At 62.2% G+C, this 21,999-nt stretch carries 22 protein-coding genes, 1 tRNA gene and 1 pseudogene; 14 read left to right on the forward strand and 10 right to left on the reverse strand.

Going from position 1 to position 21,999, the window contains the following annotated elements; translation table 11 throughout:
* Positions 1-50: 50 nt before the first annotated feature.
* Entirely contained in the window at positions 51-1,052 is a 1,002-nt protein-coding gene (locus G5575_RS12545) for a TIGR03842 family LLM class F420-dependent oxidoreductase (RefSeq protein WP_164534582.1), read from the forward strand.
* 137 nt (positions 1,053-1,189) lie between these two features.
* Here the strand turns inward: G5575_RS12545 and G5575_RS12550 are convergent, their stop codons facing one another.
* The 3 genes from G5575_RS12550 to G5575_RS12560 all read right to left on the reverse strand — a co-directional run bounded on the left by G5575_RS12550 (position 1,190) and on the right by G5575_RS12560 (position 4,210).
* A complete protein-coding gene (locus G5575_RS12550; RefSeq protein ID WP_164534583.1) occupies positions 1,190-2,695 on the reverse strand; it encodes a tripartite tricarboxylate transporter permease in 1,506 nt (501 codons plus the stop codon).
* Positions 2,696-2,698: 3 nt separating this feature from the next.
* A complete protein-coding gene (locus tag G5575_RS12555) occupies positions 2,699-3,004 on the reverse strand; it encodes a tripartite tricarboxylate transporter TctB family protein (RefSeq protein ID WP_164534584.1) in 306 nt (101 codons plus the stop codon).
* Between the two features lie 225 nt (positions 3,005-3,229).
* Positions 3,230-4,210, reverse strand: coding sequence for a tripartite tricarboxylate transporter substrate-binding protein (locus tag G5575_RS12560; protein ID WP_164534585.1), 981 nt, complete (start codon positions 4,208-4,210; stop codon positions 3,230-3,232).
* A 186-nt stretch (positions 4,211-4,396) separates the two neighbouring features.
* Between G5575_RS12560 and G5575_RS12565 the strand changes: the two genes are divergently transcribed.
* From G5575_RS12565 to G5575_RS12590, 6 genes are all read left to right on the forward strand, one after another.
* Positions 4,397-6,232 (forward strand): ATP-binding protein, encoded by a 1,836-nt coding sequence (locus G5575_RS12565; RefSeq protein WP_164534586.1) that lies wholly within the window; start codon positions 4,397-4,399, stop codon positions 6,230-6,232.
* Positions 6,229-7,599 (forward strand): sigma-54-dependent transcriptional regulator, encoded by a 1,371-nt coding sequence (locus tag G5575_RS12570; protein ID WP_164534587.1) that lies wholly within the window; start codon positions 6,229-6,231, stop codon positions 7,597-7,599. The genes G5575_RS12565 and G5575_RS12570 overlap by 4 nt, the downstream gene beginning before the upstream one ends.
* A 105-nt stretch (positions 7,600-7,704) precedes the next feature.
* Positions 7,705-8,265 carry a fasciclin domain-containing protein gene (locus tag G5575_RS12575; protein WP_164534588.1) on the forward strand — a complete coding sequence of 187 codons (561 nt, stop codon included), beginning with the start codon at positions 7,705-7,707 and terminating at the stop codon, positions 8,263-8,265.
* 180 nt (positions 8,266-8,445) lie between these two features.
* Complete coding sequence (gene msrB / locus G5575_RS12580) at positions 8,446-8,925, forward strand: peptide-methionine (R)-S-oxide reductase MsrB (RefSeq protein ID WP_207633145.1); 480 nt, start codon at positions 8,446-8,448, stop codon at positions 8,923-8,925.
* A 60-nt stretch (positions 8,926-8,985) separates the two neighbouring features.
* Positions 8,986-9,156 (forward strand): hypothetical protein, encoded by a 171-nt coding sequence (locus G5575_RS12585; protein ID WP_164534590.1) that lies wholly within the window; start codon positions 8,986-8,988, stop codon positions 9,154-9,156.
* A 62-nt stretch (positions 9,157-9,218) separates the two neighbouring features.
* Positions 9,219-9,926, forward strand: coding sequence for a type 1 glutamine amidotransferase (locus tag G5575_RS12590; RefSeq protein WP_164534591.1), 708 nt, complete (start codon positions 9,219-9,221; stop codon positions 9,924-9,926).
* Positions 9,927-10,001: 75 nt separating this feature from the next.
* Here the strand turns inward: G5575_RS12590 and yihA are convergent, their stop codons facing one another.
* From yihA to rpmH, 5 genes are read right to left on the reverse strand one after another with little or no spacing between them, the layout of a single operon-like run.
* Complete coding sequence (gene yihA / locus G5575_RS12595) at positions 10,002-10,646, reverse strand: ribosome biogenesis GTP-binding protein YihA/YsxC (protein WP_164534592.1); 645 nt, start codon at positions 10,644-10,646, stop codon at positions 10,002-10,004.
* Between the two features lie 53 nt (positions 10,647-10,699).
* Positions 10,700-12,556, reverse strand: coding sequence for a membrane protein insertase YidC (gene yidC / locus G5575_RS12600; protein WP_164534593.1), 1,857 nt, complete (start codon positions 12,554-12,556; stop codon positions 10,700-10,702).
* A 3-nt stretch (positions 12,557-12,559) separates the two neighbouring features.
* Positions 12,560-12,763, reverse strand: a complete 204-nt coding sequence (locus G5575_RS20495) for a ribonuclease P protein component (protein ID WP_235935938.1) — start codon at positions 12,761-12,763, stop codon at positions 12,560-12,562.
* The gene (locus tag G5575_RS20500) at positions 12,760-12,957 is read right to left on the reverse strand and encodes a hypothetical protein (protein ID WP_235935939.1); all 198 of its coding nucleotides are present in this window, start codon (positions 12,955-12,957) and stop codon (positions 12,760-12,762) included. Before G5575_RS20500 ends, G5575_RS20495 begins: the two co-directional genes overlap by 4 nt.
* Positions 12,958-12,971: 14 nt before the next feature.
* Complete coding sequence (gene rpmH, locus G5575_RS12610; RefSeq protein ID WP_164534594.1) at positions 12,972-13,106, reverse strand: 50S ribosomal protein L34; 135 nt, start codon at positions 13,104-13,106, stop codon at positions 12,972-12,974.
* Between the two features lie 225 nt (positions 13,107-13,331).
* On the opposite strand from rpmH, the gene G5575_RS12615 reads away from it, so the two are divergent.
* The 7 genes and pseudogenes from G5575_RS12615 (at position 13,332) to G5575_RS12645 (ending at position 19,351) form a co-directional block, all read left to right on the forward strand.
* Positions 13,332-14,759: an FAD-dependent oxidoreductase gene (locus tag G5575_RS12615; protein WP_164534595.1), complete on the forward strand. Its 1,428-nt coding sequence runs from the start codon at positions 13,332-13,334 to the stop codon at positions 14,757-14,759.
* A 42-nt stretch (positions 14,760-14,801) separates the two neighbouring features.
* Complete coding sequence (locus G5575_RS12620; RefSeq protein WP_164534596.1) at positions 14,802-16,226, forward strand: sensor histidine kinase; 1,425 nt, start codon at positions 14,802-14,804, stop codon at positions 16,224-16,226.
* A gap of 126 nt (positions 16,227-16,352) precedes the next feature.
* A tRNA-Arg gene (locus G5575_RS12625) sits at positions 16,353-16,429 on the forward strand.
* 407 nt (positions 16,430-16,836) lie between these two features.
* On the forward strand, positions 16,837-17,040 hold the full coding sequence (locus G5575_RS12630) for a hypothetical protein (protein WP_164534597.1): 204 nt from the start codon (positions 16,837-16,839) through the stop codon (positions 17,038-17,040).
* A gap of 10 nt (positions 17,041-17,050) precedes the next feature.
* On the forward strand, positions 17,051-17,476 hold the full coding sequence (locus tag G5575_RS12635; RefSeq protein WP_164534598.1) for a hypothetical protein: 426 nt from the start codon (positions 17,051-17,053) through the stop codon (positions 17,474-17,476).
* Positions 17,477-17,785: 309 nt separating this feature from the next.
* Positions 17,786-18,054 (forward strand): annotated as a pseudogene (locus G5575_RS12640) (DUF2312 domain-containing protein).
* A gap of 268 nt (positions 18,055-18,322) precedes the next feature.
* The gene (locus G5575_RS12645; RefSeq protein ID WP_164534599.1) at positions 18,323-19,351 is read left to right on the forward strand and encodes an endo-1,4-beta-xylanase; all 1,029 of its coding nucleotides are present in this window, start codon (positions 18,323-18,325) and stop codon (positions 19,349-19,351) included.
* Here the strand turns inward: G5575_RS12645 and G5575_RS12650 are convergent.
* Together G5575_RS12650 and G5575_RS12655 are read right to left on the reverse strand one after the other, a co-directional pair.
* Positions 19,348-20,487 (reverse strand): NAD-dependent epimerase/dehydratase family protein, encoded by a 1,140-nt coding sequence (locus G5575_RS12650; protein ID WP_164534600.1) that lies wholly within the window; start codon positions 20,485-20,487, stop codon positions 19,348-19,350. The genes G5575_RS12645 and G5575_RS12650 overlap by 4 nt on opposite strands.
* Positions 20,488-20,508: 21 nt before the next feature.
* The gene (locus tag G5575_RS12655) at positions 20,509-21,999 is read right to left on the reverse strand and encodes a glycosyltransferase family 2 protein (RefSeq protein ID WP_164534601.1); all 1,491 of its coding nucleotides are present in this window, start codon (positions 21,997-21,999) and stop codon (positions 20,509-20,511) included.

A 21,999-nucleotide genomic window follows, 5' to 3' on the forward strand; every position in this document is an offset into this window, starting at 1 on the left:
GCCGCACAAATTTTGATCGACTGGTCAAATTTTTGACGGTGAGGGGAAACATGGAATTCGGCATTACCTTCAAGGGCTTTATCGAAGCGGATCGCGCGCGCTACCTGGTCCGCGCCGCCGAATATGCCGGCTTCTCCTATTGCTGGTTCTATGACAGCCACATCCTCTGGCGCGACTGCTACGCCGCCATCGCCATGTGCATGGAACACACGCAAGACATGCGTTTCGGCCCCCTCGTCACCAACCCGGACGTGCGCGACTGGTCCGTCGCCGCCTCGATTTTCGGCTCGCTTTCCAAGCAATCCGGCGGCCGCTTCGACCTCGCGGTCGGCCGTGGCGATAGTTCCATGCGCGTCATGGGAAAGAAGCCCGCGACCCTCAAGCGCGTCGCCGAATTCATCGACAAGACCAAGGCCATGGTCCGCGGCGAAGAGGTCTCCTACGGCGAAATTCCCGCTGCCGTGCAATTCCCCTGGGCGGTCGGTCACGACATGCCAAGCTGGATCGCCGCCTACGGCCCACTAGCCCTTAAGACCGCCGGCGAAAGCGCCGATGGCGTGGTGTTGCAGATCGCCGATCCGGGGCTCTGCAAGTGGTTCACCGACCAGTGCATCGAAGCCGGCCAGTTGGCCGGCAAGGACATGAGCAACTACCGCTCCATGGCCGCCGCCCCCGCCTATTTCGGCGACAAGAAGCGCGCCATCGAGAAGGTCAAGTGGTTTCCGGCCATGGTTGGCAATCACGTCGCCGATATCGTCGAAAAATACGGCTCCGACAGCGACAAGGTCCCGCAAAGCCTCACCAGCTACATCGAAAAACGCCGCGGCTACGACTACTCGAAGCACGGCCAGGCCGATAATCCCTATCTCGATTTCATCACCGACGACGTCGTCGAAAGCTTCTGCGTCCTCGGCGAACCGGACGAGCACATCAGCAAGATCCACGCACTGGAAGCCGCCGGCGTAACGCAGTTCAACATCTACCTCGACAGCGGCGACGAAGAAGAAATTATCGCCGGTTACGGCCGGCATGTGATCCCGGCGTTCCGGTAAGTTAAGGCCCCCTCACCCGGCCTACGGCCGACCTCTCCCAAGGGAGAGGTGCCGCTCCGCGGCGTTTGGCACTCCGACCTCTCCCTCCGGGGGAGAGGTCGCCGCGAAGCGGCGGGTGAGGGGCCTTCCTCAGCCCCTCAATCGTCCTCGACGAACACTTCCTTGCGCTTGCGCCGGATCGAGGGCAGCACCGCGATCAGCACCGCCGCGACAGCCAGCCCCAACAGCGTCGCCGAGATCGGGCGCTCGATAAAGATCATCGGATCGCCGCGCGAGATGATCATGGCGCGGCGCAGATGCTCTTCCAGCAGCGGCCCGAGCACGAAGCCGAGCAGCAGCGGCGCCGGTTCGCAGCCGAAGCGGATCAGCAGGTAGCCAACGAGCCCGAAAAAGGCGATGGCGTAGATATCGTAGATGTTCTGGTTGATCGAGAACGTCCCGATACAGGCGAAGAGCACGATCGCCGGAAACAGCACGCGATAGGGGATCGACAGCATCTTCACCCACAGTCCCACCAGCGGCAGGTTGAGGATGACGAGCAGGAGATTGCCGATCCACATCGAGGCGATAATGCCCCAGAACAGCGCCGGCTGTTCGTTGATGACGTTCGGGCCGGGCGTAATGCCCTGGAGAATAAATGCCCCGATCATCAGCGCCATCACCGGATGCGCTGGAATACCCAGCGTCATCAGTGGAATGAAGCTTGTCTGCGCCGCGGCATTGTTCGCCGATTCCGGTCCCGCCACGCCCTCGATCGCCCCCTTTCCGAACTCTTCGGGGTGCTTGGAGAGCCGCTTTTCCGCCGAATAGGAGGCAAAAGACGAAAGAATATGTCCGCCACCCGGCAGGATGCCGAGGATCGAGCCGAGGCCCGTGCCACGCAGTATCGGCCCGATAATGCGGCGGATATCCTCGCGCGTGAGGAACAGGTTGGTGACCTTCTTTACCCCCACTTCGCGCTCGGTCTCGTTTTCGAGATTGCGCAGGATTTCGGCGATGCCGAACACACCCACCGCCACGGCGACGAAGTTAAGACCACCGAACATTTCGCGGACGCCGAAGGTGAAGCGCGGCGTGCCGGTATAGATGTCCTGCCCGACCATGCCGAGCAACAGCCCGAGCACAATCATCGCCAGCGCCTTGAGGATCGAGCCATGCGCCAGCGCGATCGAGACCAGGAGCCCCAGGACGATCAGCGAGAAATATTCCGGCGCCCCGAAATTGAGAGCCGCACGCGCGAGCGGTGGTGCAAAGGCGGCAAGGATAAAGGTCGCGACAGAGCCGGCGAAGAAGGAGCCGATGGCGGCCGTTGCCAGCGCCGCACCCGCCCTGCCCTTGCGCGCCATCTGATAGCCGTCGATGGCGGTCACGGCTGACGAGGATTCGCCCGGCAGGTTGATGAGGATGGCGGTGGTCGAGCCACCGTACTGGGCGCCGTAATAGATGCCGGCGAGCATGATCAGCGCCGTTTCCGCATTGAGCGAAAAGGTGATCGGCAACAGCATGGCGATGGTCGCCGTCGGACCGATGCCGGGAAGCACGCCGACCAGCGTCCCCAGCAACACGCCAAGAAAGCAATAAAGGACGTTGAACGGATCGAGCGCGACCGAAAAGCCGAGCGAAAGCGATGAGAAGAGATCCATGGCTCAAGCGCCTCCAAACTGCAGCCAGGGTCCGACCAGCGGGATGATCATCCCGAGCCCCACGACGAAGATCAGGTAGCAGAGCACGCAAAGCCCGATCGCGATGACCAGCGAGGACAGCACCGAATTGCGCGTGCTCGACATGGCGACGGCAAAGGTCGCAATGGTGACGGTGGGCAGAAAGCCGAGGCCGCGAACCGTCGCTGCAAAGAAAAGGATCGTGCCCAGCACCAGAACAAAGCCGCGCCACGGCCAGGGCGGCGCTGCATCGTCCGCGCCCTTTCGCAGCCCCTGCGCAGCCACTGCCACGCCAAGGCCACGAGAATGCCGCCCAACAGCACCGGCATGAAGCCTGGGCCCATGCGGAACGGCGTACCGAATTCGTATTTGAGCGCTTCGATCGCAAAATAGCTGCCGAAGGCGACAAACATCGCCCCCGCGGCAAGATCGTTCCGCGAAACATTGACGGCCATGTCTTCCTCCCGAAGACCGGAATGGAACGGGCGCCGGTGAGCGGCGCCCGCCTTATTGTGCTTACTGAGCCGAAACGCCGGCCGCCGAGATGACCTCGCCCCAAAGGCCGATCTGGCTTTCGAGCTGTGCCGCGAGCGCTTCGGGCGTCGCCTGGTCGGCGGCGACCGGCGCGGTGCCCAGTTCGGCAAAGCTGTTGGCAACGCTTTCATCGGCCAGGGCAGCCTGGAGCGATGCGGTCAGCCGTTCGATGATCGCCGGATCGGTGCCAGCCGGAGCGTAAAGCCCGTGCCAGACGGAGAGGTTGAAGTCCGGCACGCCGCTTTCGGCCAGGGTCGGCAGGTCAGGCAGAATGGCGACGCGTTCCGGGGTCGTCACGGCATAGGCCTTGATCTCACCGGCCTGGATCTGGCTCGTCGTATTGGTGGTCTGGTCGCACATCATGTCGATCTGGCCGCCCAAAAGATCGGTCATGGCCGGACCGGTGCCCTGATACGGCACTTCGGTCATCTTGACCTCCAGCGCATCCTGCAGCAGCAGGCCGCAGAGCTGGCTGGCAGCACCGATACCGGCATTGCCATAGGTGATGTTTTCGCCGTTTTCCTTGATGAAGGTGATCAACGCACCAATATCGGCCGGCTCGAGATCCTTGCGGGCCACGACGGTCATCGGCACTTCGGTGACAAGGCCGATGGGCGCAAAGTCGGTCACCGGATCGAACGGCAGGCTGGCATAAAGCGCCGGCGCGGTCGACATGCCGATATGGTGCAGCAAGAGCGTATAACCGTCATTGGCTGCAGCTGCGACCTGGCCAGCGCCAAGCGTACCGCCGGCGCCGCCGACATTCTGTACCACGACCTGCTGGCCCAGATCTTCGCTCATCGCGGCGGCGACAAGGCGGGTCACGGTGTCGGTCGGACCGCCGGCGGCGAAGGGCACGACGATGGTGACGGGCTGGCTGGGATATTCCTGGGCAAGGGCTATGCCGGTAAGTGCCGATACGGCGACGAGGCCTGCCGCGAGTTTGGTGACGATGGATTTCATTATGTTGTCCTCCCAAAAGGTTGGCCCATTAGGGCTGGACCGAGCTTTGCAAAGCTCGTGCCAAGTTCGAAACGCAAGGCAGATATGCATTTGCCGCGCAGCGTGTTAAAACTTTTGGCAAGAACTTGCCTGCGCCACTCTGCGCCTTGGCGAAATCTTGCCAGGATCGCGCATTTGATACGAGCCATGCTCAAGTTTCGACGTCGTCAGCTGACCTTCACGGCCGTCGGGCTTGCGGTCGTCGCTTTGACCTTTTGGGTCGTCTTCGAAGTGACCCTGAGCGCCGCCGTGCGCAGTGCTGGCGAAGGTGCGCAGCGGCGGCTGACGCTCTTCGATCGCACGCTGGAAGCCATCATCGAGCGCTTCCATTATCTTCCCGTCGCCATCTCGCAGGCACCCGAAAGCCGGGCAGCGCTCGAGCGCCCCGATGACCCTGCCGCCGTCGAAGCGGCCAATGGCTATCTGAGCAAGCTCAACGAAACTGCCGGCGCTGGCGAAATCTTCCTCATGGAGGAAAATGGGAGCGTCGTCGCCGCCAGCAATTGGTGGACGCTGACGAGCCTCGTGGGCACCAATTATTCCTTCCGCCCCTACTTTGCCGATGCGATGGAGCGTGGCCGAACCGAGTATTATGCCTTCGGCATATCGACGAGCGTCCCAGGCTACTTCCTGTCGCAACGGGTCGATGGTCCCGACGGCCCGATGGGTGTCGCGGTCACCAAGATCAACCTCGGCGAGATCGAAGCCACCTGGTGGCAATCGGGCGAGCTTATCGGCATCACCGACATCAACGACGTGGTGATCCTCTCCACACGTCCCGATTGGCGCTACCGTCCCCTTCAGACCATCCCCCGGTCGCAGTTCGCCGGCATTTCGAGCCAGCAGCGCTATGGCGAAAACGGCGTCGACAATACCGGCATCATCACCGATCGTTGGTTTTCGCGCGGTGCCGAATTTGCCCTCCTGTCCGGTAACGATCCCGAAACCTCCGGCTACTTCGTGCTGCGCGAACTCCGCCTGCCAAAGCACGGCTGGAAGCTCCTCTCCCTGACACCGTTGTCGCCGCTTTATGGCGGTGCCCTCACTATGGCCAGCGCGGCGTCACTCGCCTGCGCGGCGCTGCTCCTGATCCTCGTCCTGTTCGAACAGCGACGCCGGCTCGTGGCACAGCGGCTTGCCGATCACGAGCGGCTGGAACAGCGCGTGGCGGAACGCACCGAGGATCTGCATGCCGTCAACGAGCAGCTCCGCGCTGAAATCGCCGACCGGGTGCGGGCGGAACGGGCCGAGCGCGAGGCCCAGCATGGCCTTGTACAAGCAGCCAAGATGGCAAGCCTTGGCCAGGCACTGGCCGGGGTCGCCCATGAAGTCAGCCAGCCCGTCGCGGCGCTCACCACTCATCTTGCCAGCGCGCGATTGATCGAGCAGCGGCGCGGCACGGGTGAACTCGGCCCCATCATCGGCGCCATGGACAAGGTCGTCGAACGCCTCGCAACGCTTACCGGTCACCTCAAGACCTTTGCGCGCAAGGAAACGCTTGTGGCCATGGAGGCCGACATCGGTTCTGCCATCGCCAATGCGCTCGACCTCACTGACCACCGCCTCCGCCAGGTTGGCGTTGATATCGAATATCGCCGGCCACGCCCTCCGCTCGCCGTGGCCGCCAACCCGGTCCATCTCGAGCAGGTGCTGATCAACCTCATCGCCAACGCCGCCGATGCGATGGCCGAAACGCCGCTGCGGGTGCTGTCGATCGGCGTCACCGATCGCGACGGCCACATAGAAATCGCCGTGACCGATACCGGCACCGGTATCACCGCATCGGATCTCTCGTCCCTCTTCGATCCGTTCTTCACCACCAAGCCTGCCGGCAAGGGCCTCGGCCTTGGCCTCTCCATTTCCTATGGCCTCGTACGCGACAGCGGCGGCACCATCACGGCCCGCTCTTCTCCCGGCCAGGGATCGACCTTCACCATATCCCTGCCCACGGCCTTTTCTGCCGCCACACGAGTATCCGCATGACCGAGCCTTCCGTCCTGATCATCGACGACGAAGAAATGGTGCGCACGGCGCTCGATCAATGGCTGCGCCTCTCCGGTTTTGCCACGGCCACGGCCGCCAATGTCGGCGAAGCCATGACCGTGATTGACGACAGGCATCCCCATGTGGTGCTGACCGACGTTCGCATGCCCGGCCTCTCGGGCCTCGACCTCCTGCGCTCCATCAACGAGCGCGGCCTCCCCACCGAGGTGATCCTGATCACCGGCCATGGCGATGTTCCCATGGCCGTCGAAGCCATGCGCGCCGGCGCCTTCGACTTCCTGCAAAAGCCCTATGTGCCGGATCAGCTTGTCGCCTCCATCAGCCGGGCCGCAGAACAGGCACGGCTCAAGCGGGAGCTGGCGGATCTGCGCCGCAAGCTCGATGGCGGCGAAACCGAATTGGCCACCCGCCTCGTCGGCTCGTCCCGCGTTATGGAAGAACTCCGCCGCTCTGTTCTCGAGCTGGCCTCGATCCCGGCCGACATCATCGTCCTGGGTGAAACCGGGACGGGAAAGGAAGTCGTTGCCCGCTGCCTTCACGACTTTTCGCCGCGGGCCAAAGGGGCCTTCGTCGCCGTTAACTGCGCCGCCATTCCCGCTGAACTCATCGAAAGCGAACTCTTCGGCCACGAGAGCGGGGCCTTTACCGGTGCTGGCGGGCAGCGCATCGGCAAGTTCGAATATGCCAATGGCGGCACGCTCTTGCTCGACGAAATCGAGTCCATGCCACTTTTGGCCCAGGCCAAAGTGCTGCGCGTCATCCAGGAGCGCGTGGTCGAGCGGCTGGGCTCGAACCGGCAGATCCCGCTCGATTTGCGCATCATTGCCGCTTCCAAGGTCGACCTCGCCGCCGAAAGCAAAGCCGGCCGCTTCCGCGCCGACCTTTTCTATCGTCTCAACCTCGCCGAACTGCATCTGCCGCCCTTGCGGGATCGTGGTGATGACAGCGTCATCCTCTTCCACTACTTTCTGGCCGACGCTGCCCGCCGCTTTGGCCGACCCGTGCCCAATCTGCATCCGGCCGACATCAGCGCGCTCCTCTCCCACCCCTGGCCCGGCAATGTGCGCGAGCTCAAGGCCGCAGCCGATCGCTTCGCCTTAGGGCTTGGTGCGACAGGGCGCTCGATCGGCGACATCATCGGCCAGCGCGCGCCCTCATCATCCGGCGAAAGCCTGGGCGATCGTCTCGCCGCTTACGAACGCCACCTCATCGAAGCCGAACTCGACCGCCATCAGGATTCCATCGCTGCCGCAGCCGAAGCTCTGCAGGTGCCGCGACGCACCTTGGCTGAGAAGATGACCAGGCTTGGTGTGCGACGCGATTTGGCAAAAGGTTCCGCCAATTAAACAATAAATATCTGCTTTTTGCGCGAAACTGGCGAGAAGAAGCTTCCGTATCTCACGTTGTCCCAAGCAAGACGGGACCAAGATTTAAACAGGAAGGAACTCCCAATGATCTCCATTCGTGCTCTCTCTGTCGCTGCCGTTCTTAGCTTTGGCGCCCTGTCCGGCGTTGCTTACGCTCAGGAAAACCCCGAAGTTGGTGGCGCTCCGATGTATGCCGACAAGAACATTGTCGAAAACGCCGTGAACTCTGCTGACCACACCACCCTGGTTGCTGCCGTGCAGGCCGCCGGCCTCGTCGAAACCCTCTCGGGTGAAGGTCCGTTCACTGTTCTCGCTCCCGTCAACGCTGCCTTTGAAGCCCTCCCGGCCGGCACCGTCGACACCCTTCTCCTCCCCGAGAACAAGGATCAGCTGACCCAGATCCTGACCTGCCACGTGATCCCGGCTCGCGCTCTGTCGACCGACATCGTCTCGATGGTTGAAGCCGATGGCGGCGAGCATGTTGTCGACACCGTCGGCGGTTGCAAGCTGACCCTCAAGGCTGAAGGCGGCAACGTCACCGTGACCGACGAAAACGGCACCGTTGCCAACGTCACGATCCCGGACGTCATCCAGTCCAACGGTGTGATCCACGTCATCGACGCCGTCCTGACGCCGAAGATGTAACCAATCACCGCGCCACAACGAATGGCGCAGTGAAGGAGGTCTTGCCGCCCGCCGGCAAGACCGATGCGCGACCCCAGCGTTGCCCTCGCGTTTGGCGGGACGCGTCTTTCGCCCAGTGTCGTCCGGCTCCGTGCCGGACGGCGCCGGGTTTTTCTTTTAACGGGAGAGAGACCCATGACCATGACTCGCCGCACCCTGCTTGCTTCAGGCGCCGTTGCCGGCCTCGTCGCCGCGCTCGGCCTTAACCGCGCGACTACCGCTGCGGAAGGCAATTTCCCCTTCAAGCTCACCGATGCCGAATGGAAGGCCAAGCTCGATGGAGCGGCCTATGACGTGCTGCGCCACGAAGGCACCGAGCGCCCCTATACGTCGCCCCTCAACGACGAGCACCGCGCCGGCACTTTCCATTGCGCCGGCTGCGATCAGGCGCTCTTTGCCTCCGAAACCAAATTCGATAGCGGCACGGGCTGGCCAAGCTTTTACACCTATATCGATGGCGCGATCGGTACATCGGTCGATGAATCCCTGTTCATGACCCGCACCGAAGTCCATTGCAGCAATTGCGGTGGCCACCAGGGCCATGTGTTCGAAGACGGTCCGCAGCCGACTGGCCTCCGCTACTGCATCAACGGCGTCGCCCTGCGCTTCGCCGCTGCCTGATCTTTCGGGAACCTCACCGGGGCGGGATCATTGGTCCCGCTCATTATAGGAGGATTTCCAATGTCCCAGAACAGCACCAAAGACCAAGGCTCCAAGGCCGATCCGCAGCTCGACAAGGTCGATGCCGGCGGTCACCTGGGCGGCACCGATTTCGGTCAGACCCCCGATGCAAAGACCAAGGACACGCGCGAAGGCGGCGACAAGGCCCGCCCGAACAACGGTTCCAATTAAGCGCGATTGAAAGCGCCCGTTATTGCCTTTAGGTGAGGGGCAGATCCACCAGGCTGCCCCTCATGAAGCTCACCATTGTCCAGACCGGCGCCGTCCCGGCCCACCTCCAGCCGCAGTTCAACGATTATCCGCTGATGTTTCGGCAGATGTTCGAAACCACCGGCGAAGGTCTGAGCTTCGATGACGCCGATGCCCGATCCGGCCGCCTGCCCGACCCCGCAAACCTCGAAGGCATCGTCATCACCGGCTCACCCGCCGGCGTCTACGAAGACCACGACTGGCTACCACCCCTCCGCGATTTCATCCGCCGCGCCTATGATAATGGCACGCCCATGCTCGGCGTCTGTTTCGGCCATCAGATCATGGCCGATGCCCTGGGTGGCGATGTGCGCAAGTCCGAAAAAGGCTGGGGCCTCGGACGCCACACTTACCGGATCGAGAGCCGCCCCGGTTTCATGGGTGACGCACCGGCGACCCTGTCCGTCGCCTGTTCGCACCAGGATCAGGTCCTTACAGTGCCTCCATCGGCAGACGTCTTACTCGCCTCCGACTTTGCCCCGCATGCCGGCCTCGTCTATCGGAACGGCCGCGCCATGAGCGTCCAGCCCCATCCCGAATTCGACGACGCCTACGCCACCGCACTCGTCGAAATGCGCCGCGAAAAGGCGCCGGAAACGGTCATCGACGCCGCGCTCACCTCGATGCAGACGCCGTCCGACTCGCAAAAACTCCGCGCCATCATCCGCAACTTCTTCGACAGCACGCGGTAGCGCCACTGTCGCAGTAGCCCTCATCCTGAGGAGCGAAGCGTCTCGAAGGACGAGGGTGTGGCTCTGGTTTGCTTCTCAGCTCGCCAACAGCAGCGCGATCTCCGATCGCAAGTGCCCAAGCCCCAGATTCTTCTCGCTCGACGTCTCGATCACATCGGGATGCGCCGCCGGACGCTTGGCAATCGCCTGCTTGGTCAACGCGATGACCTTCTCGAGTTCCGTCGCCGACGGCTTGTCGACCTTGGTCAGCACCACCTGATAGCTCACCGCCGCCCGGTCGAGCTCGTTCATCACCGATAGGTCGTTGTCCTTGGGCCCATGGCGGCTATCCACCAGCACATAGACGCGCCGCAGCGTGGCGCGGCCGGTAAGGTACTGGTGCACCAACTTCGTCCAGGCCTTGACCTTGGGCTCTGGCGCCTTGGCATAGCCATAGCCTGGCATGTCGACGATGCGCAGAGGCTCGCTCTGCGACTCGAAGATATTGAGCTCCTGCGTCCGCCCCGGCGTATTGGAGGTACGCGCCAGGCCCGACGTGCCGCACAGCGCATTGATGAGGCTCGACTTGCCGACATTGGATCGTCCCGCAAAGGCGATCTCGAGCCGATCTGGCTCCGGCAGGTCCTTGATCGACACGCAGCCCTTGGTGAATAGGAACGGCCGCGCGAACAACAGGCGCCCGCGCTCGATAATGTCGGTGGGAAAATCAGGCTGGCTCACAGGGGCCCCCTTTTACGAAAAGGCCCGCCGGAAGGAGCGGCGGGCCCGAAGGATCAGCTCTTGGTCGTTTCGACCGGTTTCGGCTTGCGCCTGAAGCTGCTCATGATGTTGCCGAAGAGGTTCACCTCGGCACCATGCCGCTTCATGATGAACCACTGCTGCGCGATCGACAGCGTATTGTTCCACGCCCAGTAGATCACCAGACCTGCCGGGAACGTGCCCAGCATGAAGGTGAAGATCACCGGCATCCAGTTGAAGATCATCTGCTGCGTCGGATCCGGCGGTGGCGGATTGAGGCGCATCTGCACCCACATGGTGATGCCCATGATCACTGGCCAGACGCCCAGGTGGAGGAAGGAACCGATGACCGGCAGGACCGTGGGATTCCACGGGATCAGGCCGAACAGCGTGAAGATATTGGTGGGATCGGGCGCCGCCAGATCCTGAATCCAGCCGAAGAACGGCGCATGACGCATTTCGAGGCTGATGAAGATAACGGTGTAGAGCGCGAAGAACACCGGAATCTGGATCAGGATCGGCCAGCAGCCGCTCAGCGGATTGATCTTTTCCTTGCGGTAAAGCTCCATCATCGCCTGTTGCTGGGCCGGACGGTCGTCCTTGAGCCGCTCCTGGATCGCCTTCATTTCCGGCTGCACGCGACGCATCGCGGCCATGGAGGCATAGGAGCGGTTGGCCAGCGGGAAGAAGATGGCCTTGACGATAATGGTCACGGCAAGGACGGCGAGGCCGAAATTGCCGAGCAGGGCATAAAGATTGACCAGCGCCCAGTGCATCGGCTTGGTCAGGAAGTGGAACCAGCCCCAGTCGATCAAGAGCTCGATGCGATCGAAGCCATAGGTCTCCTGGTAGCCCGCAATGACGCGATCTTCCTTTGCGCCCGCAAAGACGTAGGATTCATGGCTGACGGTGCCGCCCGCCGGCACGACGACCGGCTGCGTTTCCACATAGTTGGACTGGAACACATTGGTGCCCGCCGGCGCCGAATAGGCGAAGCGCGCATTGATGCCGGTACCCGGCTTGGGCAGCACGGCGGTCGCCCAATACTTGTCGGCGATACCCAGCCACCCCGTCGTCGAGGCGAAGTCGACCTGTTTTTCGTTCTGCAGGTCGCCATACTTGCGCGACACATAATTGTTGTTGCCCAGAACGCCGATCGGGCCTTCATGCTGGATGAAGAAGTTCTGGACCTTGGGATTGCCGTGGCGAACGACGCGCGAATAGGGGAAGAGCGCAACGTCGCCAGCGCCCTGGTTCTCGACAGTCTGCGTGACGGTGAAAAGATAGAAATTGTCGACCGCGATGGTGCGGCGGAAAACAAGGCCCGCGCCATTGTCCCACACCAGGGTCACGGGCGTTTCGGCGCTAAGCGTCGTGTTCGCGCCTTCCACGGCCCAAACGGTCTGCGCATCGGGAACGGCAACTGCGTTGCCGGATGCAGCAAAACCCTGCTCGATGAAGTAAGCGTCCGTGAGGCCTGCAGGCTTGAGCAGGGTGATGATCGGGGACTGCGGATCCACCGTTTCGCGGTAATTCTTGAGCTGCAGATCATCGATGCGCGCGCCGGTGAGGTTGATCGAGCCCTCGAGGTCGGCGGTCGAAATGGTCACGCGCTGGCTGGCAGCAAGAGCGCTCTCGCGATCGGCAAAGGTCTGGCTGGCAGCATCGGCGGGCGCGGTCGCAGCCGGCGTCGACGTCGTGCCATCGGCATTGACGGTCGGCACGGCCAGCGGCTCTGTTTGAGCCTGGGCAGCAGCGGCTGCGGCGTCGCGGGCGGCAGCCTGTTCCTGGGCGCGCTGCAATTGCGGGCCGGCAACAAAGAACTGCCAGCCGAACAGCACCAGCATGCTGAGCACGACGGCAAGGATGATGTTGCGATTGTCAGATTTCATCGGTCATGCGTTCCGTTGGCCGCGGCCAGGAGATGGACGTTTGCCCGCGGCTTCATCATGCACGCGGGATATAAGGCCGCCCAAGTCGGCGACGAGTTTGGCGAAGGGCAGGCTCAAGGCCTCGCGTCGCGCCAGCAGCACATAGTCATGTCCGGGCACAAAGTCACGCGCGCATGCTGCCGCAGCAGCGCGCAGGCGCCGTTTCATTCGGCTGCGCTCGGGCGAATTGCCGACTTTTTGGTAACTGTGAAGCCGACGCCGGCATCGGGCGCATCGACGGCAACCGCCTGCAGCCCAAATGCAGAACGCCCGGCGCGATTGCCCCGGGCGGCCTTGGTAAACTGCGCGCGCCGCTTGAGGCGGCGCAATTGGGCTTTGCTCGTGGGCTGTTCGGCCGTCATCCGGCCAAAAATCCTTAGGCCGAGAGCTTCTTGCGGCCGACCGCGCGGCGGCGGTTCAAAATGATACGGCCATCCTTGGTCGCCATGCGGGCACGGAAACCGTGACGGCGGGCACGCACAAGCTTGGAGGGCTGGTATGTACGCTTCATGTCATCAAACCGCGCTTGGCACGGTTCCTCTTAATGCTGCTGCAAAATTGCAGAAATAATCATGGTGGCGGGCAAGCCGCGCCGCCTTCGGGTTGGTGCGGTCTATAGGGAAAAGCAGACCCCAAGTCAACGCACGTCAGCCAATGTCGCAGCCTTTGCGCCAGAGTTGTAAAGGCCGCCGTTCCCGCCCATAAGTGCACAACTTTTCCCAAGCTCCTAGCGGATATGGCTGAACTTCTTAGACCCGATCTTTGCATTGTCGGCGCCGGCGCCTTGGGGATCGATCTGGCGCAACATGCGCGACGCCTTGGCGCCGAGGTCGTTCTGGTCGACCGTGGCGCGACCGAACCGGGCGACGCATCGGAAAACGCCCTGCGCCTTGCCCGCCTTCAAGCGATTGCCGCCCGCGCCCAAGCATCGCGCCGCGGTGCTGATTTCGGCCTTTCCGCATCAGAGCCCAAGATCAATCTTCGCGCCATCCAGGAGAATATCGAGGCGCTGCTGACCCAGCTTGCCCCGGCCAACAGCACCGAGCGCCTCGGCGCGCTCGGTATCGAGATCCGGCGCGGCGAGCCGCGGTTTTCCGACGCTCAAACCCTTGTTGTCGGCGAAACACAGATAAAGGCCGCCACAACTATCCTCGCGGTCGGCGCCACGCCCTCCGCTCCCGCCATTCCGGGTCTCGACCGGATCGGCGCCTTCACCACCGAGTCGATTCTCTCTTCCACGCGCAAGCTCAGCCACCTTCTCGTTATCGGCAACGATGCTTCGGCCTTCGCCCTGGCGCAGGTCTTCGCGCGGCTCGGCTCGGACGTGACCATCGTCCCCCAGGGCCCTGCCCTGCCCGGCTTTGATCCCGAGACGGCGTCCATTCTGCTGCAACAGCTGCAAGCCGAAGGCATCGCGATCCTGGATGGCGGTAGCGTTTCTGCCATCCAGCCACGATCGCAGGGCACTGGCGCCGTCGTTGATCTTCCGTCCGGCGAACAGAAGTCGCTCGATATCTCCCATGTGCTTGTGGCCATGGGCGGCACGGCGGATCTGCAGCCGCTCGATCCTGCTGCTGCCCGCATTCAGCCCAAGCGCGATGGCGCAGCCCTGGTCACCGGCGATCTCGGCCAAACCGCCAATCGTCGCATCCGCCTCGTCGGGGCCGCTTCCGGCATTACGCAGTGGCACCACGCCCAGCGTCACGGCCGCGCCGTGGTCGATGCCGTGCTGGGCGCAGCAGCAACCAGGCTCCCGCCGCAACCGCTTCTCGTCCTGACCGATCCGCCACTGGCCCAGATCGGGCGATCGACGGCAAACACCGAGAAACTGCGCCCCGGCAGCGGCATCTTCCGCGCCAGCTTTGCCGAAAACCCCGCAGCGCTCGCCACCAATCAGGGCCAGGGGCTAGTTAAAGTTTTGACCGGTCCCAATGGCACGATCCTGGGCGCCAGTATCGTCGGCCCTGGCGCTGCGGACATGGCTGCTGTTCTGGCGCTGGCGATGGAACAGGGGCTGTCCTTGGCTAAACTGGCGCAGCTGTCGCTGCCCCATCCGAGTCTGATGACAACCATTTCCGAGCTTGGAGCAAACTATCTGGCCACTCGTCCCGTTTCACCCTGGGCGGCACGGCGTCGTGCGCTCCGCCGCATCATCCCGCTCTAGGGACTGACAAGGCTTGAGGCCTGGCCGAGGATCGAGACGGACATGAAAGCCCCCAACGTCACGAAAAACCGCTTCTCCGGCCTCTCCTACAAGCTCATCGCCACCATTATCGGCGTCATCCTGCTGGTCGAAATCGTCATCTACTTCCCCTCTCTGGCGAGCTTCCGCACCACCTGGCTGCAGGATCGCCTGCGCGTTGGCGTCGTGGCCGCCCGTGTCCTCGATGCCGTGCCCGATGTCCTCGCGCTGCCGCGAAACCTCACCGACCGGCTCCTTGGCTCGGCCGGCGCCGACGCCATCGTTTATCGCCGCGAAGGCCAAAGCCAGCTGATCGAGCGCACCGAACCGGTGATGCCCGAGCGCGTCGTCACCGCCGATCTGCGTCAAACCGATCTCGGTTCGCAGGTCATGGGCGCGCTCGACACGCTGTTTGCCGGACCGGGCCGCACCCTGCGCATCGTCGGCGAAGGCGATAACGATGAAGCCCTTGTCGAACTGCTGATGCCGGAAAATCCGCTGCGCCGAGACATGATCGATTATTCGCGAGGCATCATCCTCGTCTCCTTCGGCATTGCCGCGGTCACCGCCTTCGTTCTTTACATGCTGGTCAGCACCCTCTTCCTCGACCCGATCCTCCGGGTCACCAACAACATGCTGCGCTTCCGCAAAGCGCCGGAAAACGGTTCCCTGATTCTGTCGCCCTCCACCCGCCGCGACGAGATCGGCATCTTGGAGCGCGAACTTTCCGCCATGGAGCAGGACCTTTTCTCCATGCTGCGCCAACGCCGGCACCTTGCCGATCTCGGCCTCGCCGTCGCCAAGATCAATCACGACCTGCGCAACACCCTCACGTCGGCACAGCTGCTCTCCGATCAGGTGGCGACCCTCGACGATCCCAAGGTGCAACGCCTCGCGCCCCGCCTCGTCACGACACTCGACAAAGCCATCGGCTTTGCCCAATCCGTCCTAGACTTCGGCCGCGAAGCCACCGCACCCCCAAAATTTGCGCCGGTCATGCTGCACGAGCTGGTCGAAGACGCAGCCCTTGATGCCCGCGCCGCCGGCAATCCCATGCTGGATTGGAAAAACGGCGTTCCCGAAGAGCTCGAACTCGAAGCCGATCCCAGCCAACTCGGCCGCGTCTTCGTCAACCTCATGAAAAACGCGCGCGAAGCGCTCGAAGCCTATTCGCGCGAGGGCTTTCAAGGCCGGATCGCCGTCGAAGCGCAAACGAGCGACGCCGAGGTCATTATCTCGGTCATCGACAACGGCCCGGGCCTGCCGCCCCGTGCCCGCGACAATCTTTTTGTTGCCTTCGAAGGCTCCGCCCGCTCCGGCGGCACCGGCCTTGGCCTTGCCATCGCCCGCGAGATCACCGAAGCCCATGGCGGCGCGCTTGCCCTGGGCGAAAGCGACGTCGGCACGCGCTTTGACATCACCCTGCCGCTTCATCGTCCACAGCTTTGAGAGCCTGATGACGAATTTGCGTCACCCGCGCTTGCAATAGGGGAAAGTGCCATGTATGGGATGCCTCGCTTCAGGCAGTTGAGCGTTTCCGCCGCTTCCTGAACCCGCCGACACCATCGGCAATGCGCGCCCGTAGCTCAGCTGGATAGAGCACCAGACTACGAATCTGGGGGTCAGGAGTTCGAATCTCTTCGGGCGCGCCATTCCATCTCGCCAATTTTAATCGGTGCGGGCCGCATCGCCGGCGTGCCGATGAAGGCTTAGCCGATGCTTGGCCACCTCCCACTTATGCGAGACAGCCGGACGCTGTGATAATGCACGGGCAAAGACTGCTTTGACCTAGCCGGCCATTTTTTCGAGGCACTCGTTAATTCCGGTTTCGCCGACGATCCGCCCAATCTAAGCGACACGGGCGGCGGCGATGAGGTCGGGCAGCTGCTCTTTCCACTTAAAGGCAAGCGTCGTGATCAAGCTGATCGCAGGCTGCTTCCCTTCTTCCCACGCAAGTTTTGAGCGCTGTTCTCCGACGCCCAAGAATTGAAATGCAGCAGAACCTCTCACGTGTCACTAATGCTGGGAGAAGGCCGCACTGGGCAGTATGGGGGATGGCATGAAGAAGTATTATTCACTTGGAGTCGCAATTTTTGCCGGTCTGACTCAGCCAGCTGCGGCAGCAAGCGTTGCTGAAGTCATTGGAGACTTCCCCGCGCTGGTAGGTCAGGAAGTTGAACTAGATTGCGTCATCAACCGAGCTCAAGCCGAAAGCCTCTATTGCAATACTCCTGCAGCGCGCGACCCTCTACATCTACGTTGACGGGCCATCGATGAACTCGACCGATCTTGCGCAGGCTCGATCAGAATGCTCCGGGAACATGCCACGGACTGAATGTACGGCGACGCTGGTCGGCACTGTCGCCGCCAGTTTCGGTTCCCCCATCATAACGAACGGCAGCATAATCTGGACCGGCGGATCGAGCGCGGCAAATGCAGGCGGACGCGGCGCGCCAGCCCTTCAAGAGGGTGAATACGCTTGTTATGGGAATGGATCGCAGGTGCTTGCCGGCTTGGGGTTCATCGCATCAGCTGATGGCACTTACACCGATTTGGATCACACCACGGGCGGCAGCTACTTTGTTGAAGGTTCCGAGGTGTTCTTTGTTGGTGGGCGTCTAGGGGGCGAGACAGGGCGAGAACTTGACGCCGTCGGAAGTTTTGTCATCGGCGACATGGCTGTTTGTGAGCCTTGGTAAGGTAAAGTTTCTTCGGCCAATTGAGTTCGCAGCGGATACGGTCTCTCGGCAGCCTTCCAGTCTCTGAACGATTGGAATGGCAGCCGACGTGGAGAACTCAACTGATGCGCCCGCTAACGAATAGTGACGCACGATCATCTTTATGCGCACATCGTGTCGCCGGTTTTAAAGCAGCGTTAGCTGCCCAGGATGACCCTACCCTGCAGCCTGGCTTGATAGATGTGGAGTACCGACGAAGCGGTGAGATGGTTTACGCTTCATCAACCCGGCTTCACGACAGTGCAGGCATCTTTAGCAAAAGGAGCTGCCATGAGTGACGCTGGTATTGCCGGGGGCGCATCCGCTCGTTCGTTGAACGTATCGAGCACATCGAAGCCGAGATCGCCGACCTCAACGAGGGCAAGAAGGAAGTCTTCGCGGAAGCAAAAGGCGAGGGGTTCGACGTCAAGGTGATCAAGGAGATCATCAAGCTCCGCAAGCAGGATCAGGACGAGCGCGACGAACAGGAGACGCTCCTCGACCTCTACATGAAGGCAATGGATAGCGCCCCCGCGGAAGAGCAAGCGCAGGCAGCATGACCGGGATGCGCTGGGCTAACAGCAGCTCGGCGCGCCATCCCGGCTAGTCAGCAAGCCCTCGCTTTCCCGAAAGCACACATGACCTGCGCGCCCAGCGCCGGTCTCAAGTGAGCGCAAACAGCGCTCACTTTGTAACACAATCTTATTGCTTAGGCCGCAGCTTTGATTTTCAAAGCAACGGTGCCTTCGATTCATGCCCTCACGTCGTCAGGTTTTGGCCGGGCTGGCCGCTCTCCCCTTGATTGGCACGTCCCTGCCATCAACTGTCGTGGCTGAGACGCTTCGCCCCGAACGGCGTCTGCTTGGCGCATGCGCTCGTATCGATCAGATCGAGCAGGATGCTGAACTGGCTGCCTGCGTGGCGTCGCAGTTCAGCTCGGTCACGCCCGAAATCCATCTCAAATGGAACTCGGTGGAAAACAAGGAAGGCCAGTTCTGGTTCGGTCCGGTCGACCGCCTGATCGCCTTTGCGCAGCGCAATGGGCAGCGCGTGCACGGCCATGCCCTCATTTGGGAGCAGAGCACGCCCGATTGGGCTCTGCATCAGCTGCGCCGCGATGGGGATTGGGGACTCGTCGAGCGCCACATCCATCGCGTCATGGGCCGCTACCGGGACGTCATTGGCGACTGGGATGTCGTCAACGAGCCGATCGACACCCAGAACGGCAGGAACGGCCTGCGCCGCAACACCTTCCAGCAGGTCTTTGGCTCGAATTATATAGAGCGGGCGCTTGAAACCGCCCATGAAGCGGCGCCACAGGCGCGCCTGCTGCTCAATGAATATGGCTTCGAATACGACAACTATGTCGAGGTGGAGAGGCGCGCCGCCTTTCTCTCATTGCTGCAACGCCTGCTCGACCAGGGCGTGCCGCTCCATGCCGTAGGCATCCAGGCCCATCTCGATCTCGGCAAGGGGCCGATCCCGGCGCGCGATGTCGCCGATTTCTTGCAGGCCATTGCCGATATGGGCCTCGCGATCCTCATCACCGAGCTCGACGTCAAGGAGCGCGATTATCGCGCCACGATCGCGGAACGCGACATGCGCGTCTCCGACGAGGTGCGGCGTTATCTCGATATCGCCCTGACGCAACCGGCGGTCGAGAGCGTGACGACCTGGGGCGTTACCGATCGCCATTCCTGGCTCCAGGTGGAGCGGGGTGACCAGGTCGACCCAGAGCGCTTCGGGTCGGCCGCGCCCAATCGCGGGCTGCCCTTCGACAGCGACCTTCGTCCCAAGCCGATGCATGTGGCGTTGCAGGACGCAATTGGACAAAACCAACAGGCGCTGCGCCGCTAGACCACGAGCTTATTGCCAGCGAGCTCGGCCATGCTGGTGGCGCTGCGGTCCACCGGCTTGCGCGCCGTCGCCACCCAATCGATCAGTTCGCGCATGCCCTCTTCGAACTGGCGCTGCGGTCGCGCGCCGAACAACTGTTCGAGCTTGGTGATGTCGGCGAAGCAGTGCCTGATGTCGCCGACCCGGTACTTACCGAGAATTTCGGGAGCGATGTTCTTCTTGAGGAGCCGCGCCAGCGTCAGGGCGATCTCGTTGACGGTAATTGCCTGGCCGCTGCCGACATTGCAAATTTCCCAGACTTGCTGGTCATTTTCGAGAACCGTCGCGAAAGCATTGGCAACATCGAGCACATGGACGAAGTCTCGCTTCTGCTCGCCGTCCTCGAAGACCAGCGGGGGTTGGTCATTGAGGAGCCGCGCAATGAAGATCGCCGCGACGCCGGTATAGGGATTGCCCAAGGCCTGACGCGATCCGTAGGCGTTGAATAAGCGCAGAGCCACTGTAGGGATGCCGAGGGCTCTTCCGACGGCGAGAAACATTTCCTCGTGGTCTCGCTTGTTGACGGCGTAGATCGATGCCGGCTGCAGCAGTTTGGTTTCGCGTGTCGGTACCGGCTCGAGCTCTGCGCCATTGTCGCTGAGCTCCCACTCGCGGCGGGCCAGTTGCTCATGGCTGCGCAGGGTCGGGGTTACATTTTCCCGGTTGGCGAGGGAGCGGTATTCGCCCTCTCCGTAAATGGACATGGAGGAAGCCACGGCCATGCGGCGGACCTGATGATGTCCCTTGCTCAGAATTTCCAGCATGATCGCGGCCGCCATCGCATTGTTGCGGGTGTAATCGACGATGTTGGTCATGCTCTGCCCCACCCCCACCGAGGCGGCGAGGTGGGCCAGATGGGTCACGCCATCAAGGCTGGCGGCGAAGACGCCGTCGTCGAGTATGTCGCCCTTGATCCTGCGGGCCCCAGCATTGAGATAGACGGGCCAGCCATCCGCATCGAGATCGGCATCGCCATGCACCTGTGGCATCAGGCAATCGAGCACGCTGACCTCGAAACCGCGGCTGAGCATGGTATCGACGAGGTGCGACCCGATGAAGCCGGCGCCGCCGGTGATGAGGACGTGACCTTTAGTCATGGCACTTACTCCTTAAAACAGTCAGGCGACGCGCCCGAAATCGGCAATGGTGGACGGAACCGCTTGCGCGGCAGCGGGGGCTTCCAGCGCGACGCCGCGCTCGGTGTCGCGAACAAGCGCGTGGTTGGCGTCGCGCTTTTCGGTGCGTTCCCACACGAGGCCCTCGTCGCGCAGATACATGCGAAAGCCGATGACGATGGGGATGAGCCAGAGCGTCCACCAGATCAGCAGCGAAACCGGGTTGATGCGGAGGAGATACCAGGCGCGGTCGCGTTTGCGCGGCAGGACCAGCTTGCTGCGGCGCCAGATGCGCAGATAGAGCGCCGATGTGCTCGAGAGGAAAAGGGTGAGGTTGAGCAGCGACAGCTGCAGCATCCAGCCAGGCAGGATCTGCTGATCGTTGAGGCTGCCGATGATTGCCCAGACACCAAGCGGCAGCCCGAGAGAATTCAGCGACAGCGAGAGGCAGGGCAGGAAATTGAACCAGGCTTTTATGCGGGCAGCGCGGGGCATGCCCATGTCCCGCAACGGACTTCCCAGGCTCTGGAAGAAGCCGGCAACCCAGCGTTTGCGCTGCGTAATACCTTCGGCAAAGGTGACCGGCACTTCCTCGATCAAGGGGTTCTCAATAATGCCGATGCGCTTGCCATTGGTCCAAAAGCGCATGCCGACCTCGGGATCTTCGATGGTGAGCCAGGGGTGAAAGCCACCCAGCGCCAGAAGGTCCGAGGCCTTGAAGAACAAGCCCTTCCCCAGGACCCAATAGGGGTGGCGCCCGTGGGCCGACAGATGCGGATATTTCGAGCCGTCCCAGGCCATATGGTCGAAGCCATGCCAACTAGCGGCGAGGCTTGTATTGAGATTGCCGGCAATATTTTGCGCCTGCAGCACATCATAGTGGCGCATCCCGGCCGCCGCAGCGAGGAAATGATCGGGCGGCGGGCAGGAATCCGCGTCGATATAGTTGACCAGGAAGTCGCCATATTCGATCAGCGCATCGGCCATGTTGTAGAAGGCGTAGATGAGCTGGCGCGTCTTCTTGGGTGGCAGATCGCGATTGAACGCCCGTCGCCCGCGATGCCACCAATAGGCCTTATCGGTGGCGGTCCAGGCATCCCACACCACCTGCCAGCTGGAATGCGTAGTGGGCGGAACGCGCAGGATCTGCAGAAAGGGAAAATCCTGCGCTAGGCGCTCGAGGCTGGCGACGGTTTCGGTGTCGTCGGCATTGGGAATGGCCACGACCCGATAACGGTCGGTCGGGTAATCGAGACGGGCCAGCGATAAAAAAGTCGTGCGCATCGTCGCCTCGAGTTCCTTTAGAACCGGATAAAACAGGATGATGAACGGATACTCCTCGCGCGGCAGGGTCCCGGCCTCACGCGTATCCACCCAATCGACAGGCCGGGTAAAAAAATAGAGGTCGAGCACGAAGGTCAGAAAATAGGCGATCTGGGTCAGGCCGAAGAGGCCGATCAAGGCTGCGCTTAAAAGGTCGTTGGGGATTGCCAT

The sequence above is a fragment of the Devosia aurantiaca genome, assembly GCF_011058215.1.
Lineage (GTDB): Bacteria > Pseudomonadota > Alphaproteobacteria > Rhizobiales > Devosiaceae > Devosia > Devosia aurantiaca.